We start from the raw sequence: 16689 nt of genomic DNA, 5'->3' as shown, positions 1-16689 counted from the left end.
TTTATTTGTTACAGTACAATTTATAGAAAAAGGAGAGGGTTGGTTATGACATCAACAAAAGGTCTTGAAGGGGTTGTAGCTACTCAATCATCAATAAGCTCAATTATTGACGATCAGCTTACGTATGTTGGTTATCGGATTGATGATTTAGCCGAGCACGCTAGCTTTGAAGAAGTAGTTTATTTGTTATGGAACCAAAAGCTCCCAAATAAAGCACAGTTAGATGCTATCAAACAAGAGCTTGCATCGAATATGGAGCTTCCAGAAGGGGTACTGGAGCATTTACAATCTTATGACCTATCATCCGTGCATCCGATGGCGGCATTGCGCAGTGCCATATCCATTCTTGGATTATATGATAATGAAGCAGATCTAATGACGGATGAAGCAAATAAAAGAAAGGCTATTCGTCTCCAAGCTAGAATTGCAACAATCGTAGCAGCATTTGCTAGACTTAGAGATGGCAAGGAGCCTGTAAAACCAAAGAAGGACTTAAGCTTTGCGGCGAATTTCCTTTATATGCTTAACGGGAAAGAACCAGAAGCGATTGAAGAAGAAGCAATAAACAAAGCACTTGTGCTTCATGCGGATCATGAATTAAACGCATCGACTTTTACAGCAAGAGTGTGTGTAGCAACACTCTCTGACATGTATTCCGGTGTTACCGCAGCAATCGGGGCATTAAAGGGACCACTTCACGGTGGAGCAAATGAACAGGTAATGAAAATGCTTTCTGAGATTGGTGAAGAAGAAAATGCGATTCCTTTTATCCAAGAACGGTTAGCTCGTAAAGAAAAGATAATGGGGATGGGGCATCGTGTTTACCGTAACGGGGATCCACGGGCAAAGCATCTAAAGAAAATGTCTAAACAGTTAACAGAGCTTACTGGGCAACCAAAATGGTATAACATGTCTGTTGAAATTGAAAAGTATATTAAGAATGAAAAAGGATTACCTGCAAATGTAGATTTTTATTCTGCATCGGTTTATCACAGCTTAGGTATTGCGCATGATTTATTTACACCGATTTTTGCTGTAAGTCGTATTTCTGGTTGGATTGCACACATTTTAGAACAGTATGCTAATAATCGCCTTATCCGTCCGCGTGCTGATTATAATGGGCCAAATACACAAGAGTACATTCCTGTTGAAAAGCGTAATTAATACTTAAAAAGCCGGTATTCCGGCTTCTTGCATGATTTTTGGATAATGCTTGCTTAGATAAGTCATCTGTTTGGGTGCTGCGCTTAAATGAGTAAGGACAGCAACAAGCATGGTAGCATTATGATAAAATAGTTGTGAATTTATTTAACTAGGAGGATGTAGCATGACAAAAGGAGAAAAAATTACTGTAAATAATGGAAAGGTTCAAACTCCAAATCAGCCAATCATTCCGTTTATTGAGGGGGACGGAACTGGTCCGGATATTTGGGCTGCTGCAAGCAAAGTATTAGAGGCGGCGGTTGAAAAAGCATATAACGGAACGAAAGAAATTGTTTGGAAAGAAGTATACGCTGGTCAAAAAGCGTTTGATAAAACCGGAGAATGGTTACCGAGTGAAACCTTAGACGTAATTAGAGATTATAAAATTGCTATAAAAGGTCCGTTGACAACACCAATTGGAGGAGGAATTCGTTCCTTAAACGTGGCACTTCGTCAAGAACTAGATTTATTTACTTGCCTGCGTCCTGTTCGCTACTTTGATGGTGTACCATCACCAGTTAAGCATCCTGAAGATGTAGATATGGTCATTTTCCGTGAAAACACTGAGGATATCTACGCTGGTATCGAATGGCAAAAAGGTTCCGACGACGTGAAAAAGGTCATTGATTTCTTGAAAAATGAAATGGGTGTACATAAAATCCGTTTTCCTGAAACGTCTGGTATCGGAATTAAGCCCGTTTCTGAAGAAGGAACGAAGCGCCTAGTCCGCTCTGCAATTGAATACGCATTAACAGAAGGACGTAAAAGCGTTACACTTGTTCATAAGGGAAATATTATGAAATTTACCGAAGGTGCTTTTAAAGCATGGGGCTATGAAGTAGCGGAAGAAGAATTCGGTGATAAAGTATTTACATGGGCAGAATATGACCGCATTGTAGAAAAGGACGGCAAGGATGCCGCAAACAAAGCACAAGAAGCAGCAGAAGCAGCAGGAAAAATCATTATTAAAGATGCGATTGCGGATATCTTCTTACAGCAAATTTTAACACGTCCGAAAGAGTTTGATGTCGTTGCAACAATGAACTTAAATGGCGATTATATTTCAGATGCATTAGCTGCACAAGTAGGAGGAATCGGAATTGCTCCTGGTGCAAACATCAATTATGATACAGGGCATGCGATTTTTGAAGCAACACATGGTACAGCACCAAAGTATGCTGGATTAGATAAGGTAAATCCATCATCTGTTATTCTATCTGGGGTGTTAATGCTAGAACATCTTGGCTGGAGAGAAGCAGCAGATTTAGTTACGAAAGCAATGGATAAAACAATTGCTTCGAAAGTCGTCACATATGACTTTGCTCGTTTAATGGATGGGGCAACAGAAGTAAAATGCTCTGAATTTGGAAATGAACTTATTAAAAACATGGATTAAACACAAAAGGGGGATTACATCATGGCGAACAAGCGTAAAAAGATATCGGTAATCGGCTCTGGATTCACTGGTGCAACAACAGCATTAATGTTAGCACAAAAGGAATTAGGGGACGTTGTGCTTGTGGATATTCCGGATATGGAGAATCCTACAAAGGGGAAAGCGCTTGATATGGTTGAAGCTAGTCCTGTTCAAGGATTTGATGCATCAATTATCGGGACATCAAACTATGAAGATACAAAGGATTCCGACTTAGTGATTATTACTGCTGGTATTGCTAGAAAGCCTGGCATGAGTAGAGATGATCTTGTTAACACGAATGCGAAGATTATGAAAGCTGTTACGAAAGAAATTGTAACCTATTCACCTAATTGTATTATTGTCGTGTTAACGAACCCGGTAGATGCTATGACATATACCGTATTCAAAGAGTCAGGGTTTCCGAAAGAGCGAGTGATAGGTCAGTCTGGAGTTTTAGATACTGCTCGTTTTCGTACGTTTGTAGCGCAGGAGCTTAACCTCTCTGTAAAAGATATTACTGGATTTGTTTTAGGTGGGCATGGCGATGATATGGTACCTTTAATTCGCTATTCCTATGCTGGTGGGATTCCTTTAGAAACATTAATACCAAAGGACCGATTAGATGCAATCGTCGAACGCACGCGTAAAGGCGGGGGAGAGATTGTAAATCTATTAGGCAATGGAAGCGCATATTATGCTCCGGCTGCTTCTTTAACTGTGATGGCAGAATCGATATTAAAGGATCAACGACGTGTAATACCTTCTATCGCATATCTCGAAGGAGAATATGGATACACTGAAATCTATTTAGGCGTACCGACAATTCTTGGCGGTAACGGAATCGAAAAAATTATTGAGCTTGAGTTAACTGTTGATGAGAAGGAAGCGTTAGATAAATCAGCAGACTCTGTTAAGAAAGTCATGCACGTATTACAGTAAAAACACGCTATCAAAGGGTTGTGCTATAAGTCTGGAAAAAGACTTATAGGCAGCCTTTTTTATTGGTAATGGATAATCTTGGATCTTGCATTAAAAATCCATCTTAGTTTATTTTAATAGATGAAAATCACGTTTGTTTCAAGGGGGACGGTAGTATAATGGCTCAAAATTTGATACAATAGTAAGCGCTTACATTAAAAGGGGTGAATTTATGATAGGAAAAAAGAGAAATCTAGGAAAACAAATTAATATGCTCGCCATTGGTGATCGTTATAAGTCCGTATATCGAATTGAGGATAAGGATCTCCTGTTATATTTAGGGTTAACGAACGATGCAAACCCATTATATATCCAGCATGATTATGCTTCCCAGACATCTTATAGCAAACCGATTGTTCCTTCTGTCATGTTATGTGGAATGATTTCCGCAGTTATTTCCATGCATCTTCCTGGACCTGGGAGTCACATCGTGAAGCAAGACATGACGTACCCTAAACCAGTATTTCATTATACAGAGATCACATTCGTAGTTGAAATAATTTCTATTGATCACGCCAACCATATGGTTGAAATATCTGCAGTAGGCTTTGATGAAGAAGGGGATGAGGTCATTTCTGGGAAGATGTATGTTTGCCCTCCGCATAAGCTAAATTCGCTCACTGCAAATTCATTGGAGAATTTTTTCTAATAGCGTTTTCTTTCAGACAAACGTAAATTTTTCTTTACAATCAGTAACTTATGTTCCTTTTATTGCCGTTTCATTGTAAGATGAATGTGATAGGATAGAAAGAACATTTGTTGGAGTGAGGTGGCATATTGGGACAAAAAGTATTAATTGTTGATGATGAACAATCAATTGTAACGTTGCTAACATTTAACTTGCAAAAATCTGGCTTTGAAACAGAGATTGCGTACAATGGACTTGATGCAGTGAGAAAAGCGGAGAATAATGAATATGATTTAATCATATTAGATTTGATGCTTCCAGAGATGGACGGAATGGAAGTTTGTAAACGTCTACGCCAAAATAAAATCGACACCCCGATATTAATGCTAACTGCACGTGACGAAGAGCTAGATAAAATCCTCGGACTTGAGCTTGGTGCGGATGACTATTTAACGAAGCCATTTAGTCCGAAAGAAGTTGTCGCTAGGGTAAAAGCAATATTACGACGAACGAATAAAAAGGTGCAAGAATTTACATCTTTGCAAATCGGTGATATTACGATATATCCAGAGCGTTACGAAGTAGAGAAAGATAGTAATACGATTCTATTTACTCGAAAAGAATTTGAACTTCTCTATTATATGGCAACAAATAAAGACAAGGTGCTTTCCAGAGATCAATTATTAAGTGCGGTTTGGAATTATGACTTTGCTGGAGATACGCGTATAGTAGATGTGCACGTAAGTCATTTACGTGAAAAAATTGAATCAAATACACGAAAGCCAATGTACATTAAAACAATAAGAGGGCTGGGTTATAAAATGGAGGATCCGACATCATGAAAGCAATATTTTCTAAATCTCTGTTTGGTTATGCCATCGGTTTATTTGTCGTTATTGTACTTAGTGGAGTATTTTTAAGCTTTATCATGGAGGATATTTTATTATTAATCTCTATTTTGGCAGTAGAATTTATTATTTTGATTTTAGGATTACTTCATATCTTTGACCGTTATATTAAACCAATACATAAAGCATCACGAACAATGGATGAACTTGTTCGGGGAAATTATCGTGCACGCATTCACCATCCGATAAATGGAATTGTAGGGGAGCTTACACGAAAAATAAATGTACTTGCACGAAATTTAAGTGAATTATCGATTCAGGAACAAATTCAATCAGAACAACTTTCTACGGTAATAGATAATACTGAAAGCGGACTTGTTTTAATAGATGGAAAAGGCTATATCCATCTAGTGAATCGAAAGTTCCTTTCTATGTTTGGAAAAACACAGAAAGATTATATCGGTTATTTATATTATGATGTGATTGAAAACGAAAAGATTCATCGTACTGTACAGGATGCGTTTCTATATGAAAGAAATGTGAAACAGTCCTTTACAAAGGCAAGTGGACAAGGAGAACGTCACATAGAAATAGTTGGAGCCCCGATATTCAATGAACGGAACTTACTAAAAGGTGCAGTGCTTGTATTTTATGATATTACAGAATTAAAGCGGCTAGAGGTCATGCGGAAGGATTTTGTTGCCAATGTATCTCATGAGCTAAAAACACCAATCACTTCTATTAAAGGTTTTGCAGAAACGTTATTGGATGAAGAATCCGGAAACGATGAAACAAATGGACAATTTCTTAACATCATTTATGAGGAAAGCACACGACTGCAAAATTTAATAGATGATTTACTCACCTTATCTCGATTAGAGAAGGATGAAATCCAATTATCTGTGTCACCAGTTGAAATTCGAAATTTAGTGGATGAAGTAATTCCTGTTATTAAACAAAAAATAGAGGAAAAAAACATTCAATTGACCATTAAAATGGATGATAATATTACATTTACAGCAGATCGTTATAAAGTAAAACAAATTTTAATCAATTTACTGGAGAATGCTGTGAATTACACAGGACCACAAGGGAAAGTGGAGCTCACTGTATTAGATTCAGATGATTTTGTCACGTTTGTTATAAAAGATAGCGGTATTGGAATTCCACAGGAAGCAATTGGCAGGATTTTTGAGCGTTTTTATCGTGTGGATAAGGCGCGGAGTCGAAATACTGGTGGAACAGGATTGGGTCTAGCAATCGTAAAGCATATTATCGAAGTTCATAAAGGGAAAATTACCGTTGAAAGTGAGCATGGAAAAGGCTCTACTTTTACAATTTTGCTTCCAAAAAAGCAACACGAATAGAAAACATCCTCCTAAGAGGGTGTTTTGCTTTATAATAAGAGAAAGAGAACGAATAAGGGGGAATACTTAATGAAAGCAGCAGAAATTGCTTTAATTATTATCGTAATTATTATTGCATATTTACCGACTATTTATCGTATGCAACGAAGAATTCGAATTTTAGAAGATGAAGTAAGAGAATTGAAAAAAAGCGATAAGAGCGGTTAAAGTAATTGTTTTTAACTTCACGAAAAATAGTGATAAAATAAACAGCAGATATTAGTGAAAGAGGAGGCAGTACGCTTGACGAAAAAACTCGTTTTAATCGATGGAAATAGTATTATATACCGCGCATTTTTTGCTTTACCATTGTTAAATAATGATAAAGGTGTTTATACAAATGCAGTCTATGGTTTTACTACAATGCTTTTAAAAATATTGGAGGAACAAAAGCCTTCACATATCCTTGTCGCTTTTGATGCAGGAAAGACAACCTTTCGACATGCTACTTATCAAGAATATAAAGGCGGAAGACAAAAGACGCCACCTGAATTATCAGAACAATTTCCTCTTGTGAAAGAACTGCTTGATGCATTTCAGATTAAGTACTATCAGCTTGATCAATATGAGGCAGACGATATTATTGGAACATTAGCAAAGCAAGGGGATGAGAAAAAATGGGATGTCGCTGTTATATCAGGAGATAAAGACCTTCTACAGCTTGTATCAGACCATGTAAATGTTGCATTAACTAAAAAAGGGATAAGTGACGTTGATGTTTATACACCTGCCTTTATGAAAGAGAAGATGGAACTTTCAGCAGACCAGATTGTGGATATGAAGGCATTAATGGGAGATGCTTCAGACAATATTCCCGGTGTTCCAGGTGTTGGTCAAAAAACAGCTACTAAATTATTAAAAGAGCACCATACCTTAGAAAACATTTATCAAGCATTGGATCAAATAAGTGGGAAAAAGTTAAAAGAAAAGTTAATTACACATAAATCGGATGCCTTTATGAGTAAAGAGCTCGCAACGATTAATTGTGCTTCTCCTATCACAATTTCTATAGATGATCTAGTTTATGACGGTTTCCATCCTCAGCAGGTTTCACCAGTTTTCAAGGATCTCGGTTTTCAGTCGCTATTAACGAGAATTGATGTGGAAGAAGATTCTGGTGACAATGCAGAAGCGCTAGAGGAAATATCGTTTACTATTTTAGAGCATATCAATGATGACGCTTTTACCGGGAAAGAAGCTATTTTTTTGGAGACGTTGACAGATAATTATCATCAGACACCAATTGAAGGAATCGGAATTGTAAATGATAAAGAAGCCTACTTTATCCCGGTTAAAGTAGCATTAGCATCAGATACCTTTAAACGATGGGCAGCAGATAAAACGAAAGAAAAATATGTGTTTGATGCCAAAAAAACATTAGTAATGCTTAAGAATAAAGGAATTAACATGGAAGGAATCGTATTTGATATGCTTCTTGCCTCCTATTTATTAAACCCTTCAGAAAATAACCATAGCATTCCGGCGATTGCGTATCGTATGGATCGAAAGGGAGTACATTTCGATGAAGAGGTTTATGGCAAGGGAGCAAAGCTAAAGGTTCCAGAGCAGGAAATATTAGCAGAACATGTTGTTCGTAAAACAAAGCTATTATTTGATTTACAAGCTGACATCAGAGCACAGCTGGAGAATAATGAGCAGTATGCGCTTCTAATGGAGCTAGAACTACCGTTAGCGCTCATTCTTGGTGAGATGGAGCATACAGGTGTTATGGTTGATGTAGATCGCTTAAAGAAAATGAAAGCTGAATTAAAAGATCGATTGTCAACGATAGAGGAAGAAATTTATGATCTTGCAGGAGAAACCTTTAATTTAAATTCTCCAAAGCAGCTTGGTCCCATTTTATTTGAAAAGCTTGGCCTTCCAGTTGTTAAAAAGACAAAAACCGGCTATTCAACGGCGGCAGATGTGTTAGAACAGCTTGAGAATGAACATGCGATTATTCCTAAAATTTTGCTATATCGTCAGCTTGGTAAATTACAGTCTACTTACGTAGAAGGTTTATTAAAGGTAGTGGATAAGGACACTCATAAAATCCATACGCGATTTAATCAAGCCTTAACACAAACAGGAAGATTAAGTTCGATTGATCCTAACCTACAAAATATCCCGATTCGACTGGAGGAAGGCAGAAAGATTCGCCACGCCTTTGTTCCTTCAGAAAAAGACTGGATCATGTTTGCGGCGGATTATTCCCAAATCGAATTACGGGTATTAGCACACATTGCCAAGGATGAAAAGTTAATTGCTGCTTTTAATCATGATGTGGATATCCACACGCAAACTGCAATGGATGTATTCCACGTTGAAAAAGACGAAGTAACTTCAAATATGCGCCGACAAGCGAAAGCAGTTAATTTTGGAATTGTTTATGGCATTAGTGATTACGGATTATCACAAAATCTTGGGATAACCCGTAAAGAAGCAAAACAATTTATCGAGCGTTATTTTGAAAGCTATCCAGGGGTAAAACAATACATGGAAGAAATCGTTCAACAAGCAAAGCATCAAGGCTATGTCACTACATTAATGCATCGCAGAAGGTATTTACCTGACATTACAAGCAGAAACTTTAATCTGCGTAGCTTTGCAGAACGGACAGCAATGAATACCCCTATTCAAGGGAGCGCGGCTGACATTATAAAGAAAGCAATGCTTGATCTTAATGAGAAGCTAAAAGAAGAAAAGTTAGAGGCTCGAATACTGCTGCAAGTGCATGATGAATTAATATTAGAAGCACCACAAAAGGAAATTAATCAATTAAAAGAAATAGTACCAACCAGTATGGAACAAACTGTAGAATTAGAAGTTCCTTTAAAAGTCGATTATGCTTATGGACAAAGCTGGTTTGATGCGAAGTAAGGGGAAACGAGAATGCCAGAATTACCTGAGGTAGAAACCATTAGAAAAACTTTACAACGATTTGTTATTGGAAAAACAATTGCTTCGATTCAAGTGCACTGGCCCAAAATTATTAAAAGTCCAGACGATAGTGAGATATTTAAGCAGATACTTTGTGGACAAACGATACAAGCTATCCGAAGAAAAGGGAAGTATTTGTTGTTTGATCTAGATGATTATACACTTGTATCCCATTTGCGTATGGAAGGCAAATATAGTGTGGATGATACGAACGACCCAATTAAAAAACATACCCACGTCATTTTTGCTTTTACGAATGGGCAAGAGCTCCGATATAATGATGTTCGTAAGTTTGGTACCATGCATGTTTTGAACAAGGGCGAGGAAATGAAGCAAAAGCCCTTGATTCAACTTGGACCAGATCCATTTGATGTCGAATTTTCCTTCGCTTACTTTTACGAAAAATTAAAGAAGACAAATCGAGTTATTAAAGCGGTCTTACTTGATCAAACGGTTGTAGCAGGACTTGGTAACATATACGTTGATGAAACATTATTTAAAGCTGGTGTACATCCGTTAAGAAAAGCGAACAAGCTAACCAAAACAGAAGCACGTGCTATTCAACAGCAAGCTATTATTACGCTAGAGGAAGCGGTAAAGCAAGGCGGAACAACGATAAGATCTTACGTAAACGGGCAAGGTGAAATGGGGTTGTTTCAACAGCAGCTATTTGTTTATGGACAGGAGAATACACCATGTAAAAATTGTGGTAAAGCGATTGTAAAGCTAAAAGTAGGCGGTCGTGGAACACATGTATGTATGACATGTCAAAAATAAATAAGTTATGACATCGATCGTGAAAAGGAGTATATCTATGACATTAGTTATCGGATTAACCGGAAGCATTGCTAGTGGAAAGAGTACGGTTTCTTTAATGTTTGATGATTTTGATATTCCTGTTATTGACGCAGATAAAATTGCACGTGAGGTTGTCATGCCAGGAGAGAAGGCTTACAAATTAATTATCAAAGCCTTTGGAACAGAAGTATTACGTCCAGATCATACGGTTGATCGACCGAAGCTGGGTACGATTATATTTGCAGATGAGGAAAAGCGAAAACAGCTTAATGCAATTGTTCATCCTGCTGTAAGAGAAAAAATGCTTCTGCGTCGGGATGCATTAATAAAAAATGGAGCTTCTTGTATCGTCCTTGATATTCCACTTTTGTTTGAAAGTAAGTTAACACAACTTGTTGATAAAACGATGGTTGTTTATGTTGATGAGGAAATACAATTAGAACGCTTAATGGCGAGAAACGCTTATTCGAGGGAAGAGGCAATGCAACGTATCCAAGCACAAATGCCTGTGGCTGAAAAGGCGAAGCTTGCCGATGCAGTCATTGATAATAACGGATCAAAATTTGAATCTTATCAACAGTTACGTGAAATCTTAGTTAGTTGGAATATTTTATAAGACATGGAGAGCTCCCCAATGTAGAACATAAGGAGCTCTTCAATTTATGTTATCGTAATCATTTTTTTCTGAATAATTAAACATATTAAAAATGCAAAAGTTACCCGCATTTTTATAATGAATATGTTATACTATTGGTGGAAAAAGCTGAAAAAAGTATGACATATATAGGGGGACTATAAATGAAGAAAACGCGTATCGCAATAAATGGATTTGGTCGTATTGGTCGAATGGTTTTTCGCCAGGCTATACAAGATGATCAATTGGAAGTCGTTGCAATTAATGCTAGTTATCCTCCCGAAACATTAGCACATCTCATAAAATATGATAGTGTCCATGGTATTTTTAACGGAAAAGTGAAAGCGCTTGATTCTAGCTTAGAAATCGATGGACAGCATATTGCGCTAGTTAATTCACGTCAACCAGAAGATCTCCCATGGGGGCAACATAATATTGACATTGTTGTGGAAGCAACTGGAAAATTTAAAACAAAGGAAGAAGCGGGTCGACATATTATCGCTGGTGCAAAAAAAGTGGTAATAACAGCACCTGGAAAGCAAGTAGATAAAACGATTGTAATGGGGGTCAATGAACAAACGTTAAACGAGGAGGATGTGATTATATCTAATGCCTCTTGTACAACGAACTGTTTAGCACCTATCGTAAAGGTATTAGATGATAACTTTTCGATTGAGAATGGTTTAATGACTACGGTACATGCTTTTACAAACGATCAAAAAAATTTAGATAATCCACATAAAGATTTGCGTAGAGCTCGAGGATGCACCCAGTCTATTATTCCAACTTCAACAGGAGCGGCAAAGGCCTTAGGAGAGGTTATCCCTCACCTGAACGGAAAGCTTCATGGGATGGCACTTCGGGTACCTACACCAAATGTGTCACTCGTAGATTTAGTTGTAGACGTCAAGCAAATGGTAACAGTAGACAAGGTGAATTTAGCTTTTAAACAAGCTGCTGATACTCATCTAAAGAACATTATCCATTATAGTGATGAACCACTTGTTTCTATTGATTATACAACAACGGATTATTCTGCTGTCGTAGATGGTTTGTCAACAATGGTTATGGACGGAAAAAAAATTAAAGTTTTAGCGTGGTATGATAATGAATGGGGGTACTCACGTCGAGTGCTTGATTTAGTAAAATATGCAGGAAGCCATTTACATCAAAAACAAATGAAAATTTCTTAAATCGATTTTGAACATGAAGATAGGCAGTTGTTTGATTATCTGTATGCAGATATAATCGAACAACTGCTTTTTTATACATATACTAGGGGAAATTAAAAAAACATGTTAAAATAAAATGAATACATTTTTTCGTCATAAATAGACACATGTGATACATTTTTTTCTATTAATTATGATATGATGACGGGGTTGAATAAATTGTCCTTACGAGATAAACTATCAAAATATATGAATAATCATGCGGAGACAAATGATACGCATTGGGATAATCAGCTTCAAACGAGGTATTATAAATCAAATAAAGACAAGGCGATGGATGCTGTTAAGGGATTGTTTCAAGATAATTCGTTATACGAGATAAATGCGATTTCGGAAGAACATGGAGAGATAAGTGTTCATGTTAAAAAAGGAAAAAAAGCGTTTATCGTTGCGACGGTTATTATGGTGCGTCCATTTCGAACAGCGGTTGATTTTTCTGTGACAACAGAATCTGTACTTCCCATTGATTTTGGTTATAGTGCAAGACTAATCACTCAACTTTATGAACAATTGAATAATGAACTACCATTACTAAATAATTAATTATTTAATCGATCACTGGATAACTGTGGGGGTGAAGCAATTGAGATGTGCAAATTGCCATAATAAAAATTCTAAGGTTTTGGATTCACGCCCTATTGAAGAAGGACGTGCCATTCGAAGAAGACGAGAATGCGAGGAATGTGGATTCCGCTTTACTACATTTGAACGTTTAGAAGAAGTACCATTAATTGTAGTTAAAAAAGAAGGTGCGCGACAAGAATTTAGTAGAGAAAAGCTTATCCGCGGTTTAATTAAAGCTTGTGAAAAACGTCCAGTTTCCATGGAAACCATTGAAACTATAGCACTTGATGTTGAGAAAGAATTGCGAAACACAGGGGCATCTGAAATAGATAGCAAGGAAATCGGGGAAATGGTAATGGAAAGATTATCAGAAGTGGATGAAGTAGCCTATGTCCGGTTTGCTTCTGTATACCGACAGTTTAAAGATTTAAGTGTATTTCTAGATGAATTAAAGGATTTAATTAATTCAGATAAAGAAAAATAAAAAAACGATTGAATTACTTTTAGATAAAGGAAGGGTTATATGAACTATATTGGTAAAATATTACCGATCGATGGGTACTATATTTGTTCAAACGGGAGTTTTCCTGTTAATTATGCCATATCATTGACCCATCTTTATCAGCCGTTAATTGGAATGCAAGCAATCATGCTCTATCAAACATTAATGCACGATGAAGCATTACAAGATGAAGCAGATGCTCAAACCCATCATACATTGATGAATTATTTAAATATCCCATTGGATGAAATATATGAAGCTAGACTTAAGCTTGAAGGAATTGGTCTTTTAAAAACGTACGAGGATAAGGATGAGAAGCAAACAACTTACATATACATGCTTCAGCCTCCGTTTGCTCCAGAACGTTTTTTTCAAGATGCTATGCTTTCACAGCTTCTATATCATCATATAGGCGAACAAAAATATACATCGTTACGACACCGCTTTTCTAAAAAAACGTTGCCTTTGTCATCAGCAAGAAACATAACAGCTTCATTTAATGATGTCTACCAAACCTACTCACCTACGATGGAAAATATTGTTCCAATTTCTAATAATGATGAAAAGCAAGGACCTGAACTTATTGAATTGGATTTTAGTTGGATAGAACAAATGCTGAAGCAACGGATGATTCCTACTAAGCGTGTATTAACCGGATATAACAAACGGATTATGCAGCAAATGATGGTTTTATATGATTTAGAGCCGATGGAGATAGAAAAATCAGTTCTATGGGCATTAACAGAGGAGAATGAACTAGATACAGAAGAATTTAAGCAAGCTTGTCATGATTTGTTTAATGGAAAAAATCATGGTTCATCTGTACAATTAATGCGAAAAATAGAGAAAAGTCGTCCTGATCAACAAGTAGAAAAGCCGACAACGAAAGAAGAACAGCTTATTCATGAGCTGGAGCATATTTCACCGAAACAGTTATTGGCTGATTTATCAAGTGGAAACCGTGCTTCAGAGCAAGATATGAAAGTGATTCGAGAAGTGATGGTAGCGCAAGGATTACCTGCGCCGGTAATGAATGTTTTGATACATTATGTTTTATTACAGTCAAATATGAAGCTCTCAAAAGCGTATTTAGAAAAAATTGCTAGTCATTGGTCAAGAGCTAACTTAACGTCAGCGAAGGAAGCAATGGCATTTGCTAAAAAAGAAAAGCAACGCTATCAGAATCAGAATGGAACAAAAACGAAACAACCGTATCGAGGACGCACATATAATACAGAGAAAAAAGAAGTTGTGCCTGATTGGTTTAAGGATCGGAAAAAGCAACAAGCCTCTCCCGTTGCTTCGAATTCGATTGATGTGGCAAAGGAAAAACAAGCGATGGCTAATTTCCTAGAAAAGTTTGCTAGAGAGCAAAATAAATAATTTTTTTAAGGGTGAATGTGATGGAACCAGTCCAATCAGCACTTAAAAAGTGGATGCAATCAAATGGTAATTTTAAGGAAAACTATGAAAAAATAAAGCAAGAGGTGCTACAGGATCCTGAAATTAAGGCATTTCTTTCTACATATCCCGACCTTACACGACGAGAGATAGATAAAAATCTAATTAAGCTGTATGAATATAAAACACAGACAAAACAATGTAAAGATTGTTCTTCCTTAGGCTCGTGTAAAAATATGTTAAAAGGATATTCACCTGTTTTGGACGTATTGAATAATGAAATTCATTTGTCCTATGAAAAGTGCCATCACCGGGTTGTATATGAGAAAGAAATTAATCAGCAAAAGCTTATTCAGAGCTTGTATATGCCAAAGGATATTTTGGAGGCAAATTATAATCAAATTGACGAGGATCCAAATCGAAGTGCGGCAATAGTAGAGATTAATAAATTTATGATGCAGGCAAAGGATGGTATTCCACAAAAAGGCCTTTATTTTTACGGGCCGTTTGGTGTCGGAAAATCCTATTTCTTAGGTGCTGTGGCTAATTTGCTTAAAACGTTTCACATTTCATCTATGATGATCTATATGCCAGAGCTAGCTAGAGAGATGAAAGCCTCTTTAAAGGACGATTCTTTAAATAGAAAAATTGATCTTTTTAAAAAAGTAGATGTACTTATGTTGGATGATATCGGTGCTGAAATGCAATCTGCTTGGTTCCGCGATGAAATACTTGGTTCTATTTTACAATATCGAATGATGGAACGACTCCCTGTATTTTTTACAGCTAATTATAGTATGGAGCAGCTAGAGGAACTTCTATCAACAACAAGGAATGGGATTGAAACAGTAAAGGCTGGAAGGATAATTGAACGCATTCGTCAAGTTAGTACAGAAGTTCCTGTATTCGGAAAGAACCGACGATCTTAATAATAAAGACTAGAGTTGAAATTTTCTCTAGTCTTTTTTGGTGGCCATTAGAAAAGGATAGGAAATTACTATTCACTAGCTTTGGCGAATGGATACAAAGTGGAAAGAAAGAAAACTATAATTGCTAGTTTTAGCAGACCATACATTTTTTTAAGACCATGTCCATATAATGTAACAGTTTGGTTTGGATGAGGGTGATGTAGGTTTGCTGGAGCTTTATTTTGAGTCAAATGAAGAGGTTATAAGCTTTTGTGAGTATTTATTTCATTATAGTAAGCGGATTGAATTGCATTGGAAAACCGACGAAGATTGGGGGAATCGACTGCAAATTGCGTATCAATTAACCGAGCATGAAATGGTAAATGCAATCGCAAAGGCAATGACAGATGTATTTGTAGAACATCGTTTAACAAAATTGATTAACACGATTATTACAGATTGTTATTATTATTCAGATGCAATTGAAATTGAACGAATAATGGATTTAACACAATGGATTTTTTCTGGTGAAGATATTGATCGGAAGTGGATGCAAGATGAGAAAGATTCCAAACGCTTGCTGTTGTCCCTATTTATTGCCAATATAAAAAATAATACTACTGTTCATTATGATTCCATTGTTAATTTTCGACTTCGTGCTTTTCGTGATCAATTAATTCATTTGGTCGGTGTAGCAATTGATGAATTTAAACGAGAGGAGGAGCATCAAGAATTTATTAACACACTTCGTGAATATATTTTAAAAAAAGAAACACGCTATCCAATAATACATGTTTTACAAGGAAGTTCATTTCTATTTTTTAAAAAGGATGGAAAACGTTTTTCAGAAAATGAGCTCCGATCCATTATGAAGAAGGAGCCATTATACATTGTTGGTTTGGATGGAGACGAATTTAATTTAGCGCCATTAATAGCACTTTCTCCTAATAAAATTAAAATCTATGGAGACCATCCATCAGAACCGAAAACAATGACCGTTATTAATGTTTTTCAGGAAAAAGTCGAATTTGTACCATATCATGATTTTCCATTCCCAATTCAATTGAAAAATCAATAAATATACCTTGATTTTAAAGCGTGTTCAGGCTATAATAAATTTTATATTTCATTGTAAATGAAAAACAAGTAATGATGAGGACGAAATCGTTTGGTCTCTGCGTAGTTTAGAGACGGAAGTCAAGGCTGAAAGCTTCCGCTACCCAGCAAATG

General features: G+C 36.5%; 16 protein-coding genes and 1 other annotated feature (1 of these 17 running past the window's edge). All 16 genes read left to right on the top strand.

Annotation, left to right across the window (positions count from 1 at the left end; genetic code table 11):
* Positions 1 to 45: 45 nt before the first annotated feature.
* The 16 genes from citZ to ytxC all read left to right on the top strand — a co-directional run bounded on the left by citZ (position 46) and on the right by ytxC (position 16537).
* The gene (gene citZ, locus QBK89_RS04450) at positions 46 to 1164 is read left to right on the top strand and encodes a citrate synthase (RefSeq protein ID WP_284139816.1); all 1119 of its coding nucleotides are present in this window, start codon (positions 46 to 48) and stop codon (positions 1162 to 1164) included.
* 163 nt (positions 1165 to 1327) lie between these two features.
* The gene (gene icd / locus QBK89_RS04445; RefSeq protein WP_284139815.1) at positions 1328 to 2599 is read left to right on the top strand and encodes an NADP-dependent isocitrate dehydrogenase; all 1272 of its coding nucleotides are present in this window, start codon (positions 1328 to 1330) and stop codon (positions 2597 to 2599) included.
* 21 nt (positions 2600 to 2620) lie between these two features.
* The gene (mdh, locus tag QBK89_RS04440; RefSeq protein WP_284139814.1) at positions 2621 to 3559 is read left to right on the top strand and encodes a malate dehydrogenase; all 939 of its coding nucleotides are present in this window, start codon (positions 2621 to 2623) and stop codon (positions 3557 to 3559) included.
* Positions 3560 to 3770: 211 nt separating this feature from the next.
* On the top strand, positions 3771 to 4247 hold the full coding sequence (locus QBK89_RS04435; RefSeq protein ID WP_284139813.1) for a MaoC/PaaZ C-terminal domain-containing protein: 477 nt from the start codon (positions 3771 to 3773) through the stop codon (positions 4245 to 4247).
* A 128-nt stretch (positions 4248 to 4375) separates the two neighbouring features.
* Positions 4376 to 5068, top strand: a complete 693-nt coding sequence (locus QBK89_RS04430) for a response regulator transcription factor (protein WP_284139812.1) — start codon at positions 4376 to 4378, stop codon at positions 5066 to 5068.
* The gene (gene pnpS / locus QBK89_RS04425) at positions 5065 to 6441 is read left to right on the top strand and encodes a two-component system histidine kinase PnpS (protein WP_284139811.1); all 1377 of its coding nucleotides are present in this window, start codon (positions 5065 to 5067) and stop codon (positions 6439 to 6441) included. The genes QBK89_RS04430 and pnpS overlap by 4 nt, the downstream gene beginning before the upstream one ends.
* A 69-nt stretch (positions 6442 to 6510) precedes the next feature.
* On the top strand, positions 6511 to 6648 hold the full coding sequence (locus tag QBK89_RS04420; RefSeq protein WP_284139810.1) for a hypothetical protein: 138 nt from the start codon (positions 6511 to 6513) through the stop codon (positions 6646 to 6648).
* Between the two features lie 75 nt (positions 6649 to 6723).
* Positions 6724 to 9360, top strand: coding sequence for a DNA polymerase I (polA, locus tag QBK89_RS04415; protein WP_284139809.1), 2637 nt, complete (start codon positions 6724 to 6726; stop codon positions 9358 to 9360).
* A 12-nt stretch (positions 9361 to 9372) separates the two neighbouring features.
* Positions 9373 to 10197: a DNA-formamidopyrimidine glycosylase gene (gene mutM, locus QBK89_RS04410; protein ID WP_284139808.1), complete on the top strand. Its 825-nt coding sequence runs from the start codon at positions 9373 to 9375 to the stop codon at positions 10195 to 10197.
* Positions 10198 to 10234: 37 nt separating this feature from the next.
* Complete coding sequence (gene coaE / locus QBK89_RS04405) at positions 10235 to 10834, top strand: dephospho-CoA kinase (protein ID WP_284139807.1); 600 nt, start codon at positions 10235 to 10237, stop codon at positions 10832 to 10834.
* 182 nt (positions 10835 to 11016) lie between these two features.
* The gene (locus tag QBK89_RS04400) at positions 11017 to 12045 is read left to right on the top strand and encodes a glyceraldehyde-3-phosphate dehydrogenase (RefSeq protein ID WP_284139806.1); all 1029 of its coding nucleotides are present in this window, start codon (positions 11017 to 11019) and stop codon (positions 12043 to 12045) included.
* Between the two features lie 198 nt (positions 12046 to 12243).
* Positions 12244 to 12627 (top strand): cytosolic protein, encoded by a 384-nt coding sequence (locus QBK89_RS04395; protein WP_284139805.1) that lies wholly within the window; start codon positions 12244 to 12246, stop codon positions 12625 to 12627.
* Between the two features lie 40 nt (positions 12628 to 12667).
* Positions 12668 to 13132: a transcriptional regulator NrdR gene (gene nrdR, locus QBK89_RS04390; protein WP_284139804.1), complete on the top strand. Its 465-nt coding sequence runs from the start codon at positions 12668 to 12670 to the stop codon at positions 13130 to 13132.
* A 39-nt stretch (positions 13133 to 13171) separates the two neighbouring features.
* The gene (locus QBK89_RS04385) at positions 13172 to 14533 is read left to right on the top strand and encodes a replication initiation and membrane attachment family protein (RefSeq protein ID WP_284139803.1); all 1362 of its coding nucleotides are present in this window, start codon (positions 13172 to 13174) and stop codon (positions 14531 to 14533) included.
* A gap of 20 nt (positions 14534 to 14553) precedes the next feature.
* Positions 14554 to 15480, top strand: coding sequence for a primosomal protein DnaI (gene dnaI / locus QBK89_RS04380; RefSeq protein WP_284139802.1), 927 nt, complete (start codon positions 14554 to 14556; stop codon positions 15478 to 15480).
* A gap of 205 nt (positions 15481 to 15685) precedes the next feature.
* A complete protein-coding gene (ytxC, locus tag QBK89_RS04375) occupies positions 15686 to 16537 on the top strand; it encodes a putative sporulation protein YtxC (protein ID WP_284139801.1) in 852 nt (283 codons plus the stop codon).
* Positions 16538 to 16599: 62 nt separating this feature from the next.
* Positions 16600 to 16689: a binding site (T-box leader), on the top strand (it continues 139 nt past the right edge of the window).

Source organism: Virgibacillus sp. LDC-1 (assembly GCF_030137545.1).
In the GTDB taxonomy this organism is placed as follows: domain Bacteria; phylum Bacillota; class Bacilli; order Bacillales; family Amphibacillaceae; genus LDC-1.
The sequence above is the reverse complement of the archived record's forward strand: the minus strand, read 5'-3'. Positions and strand labels throughout refer to the sequence as shown.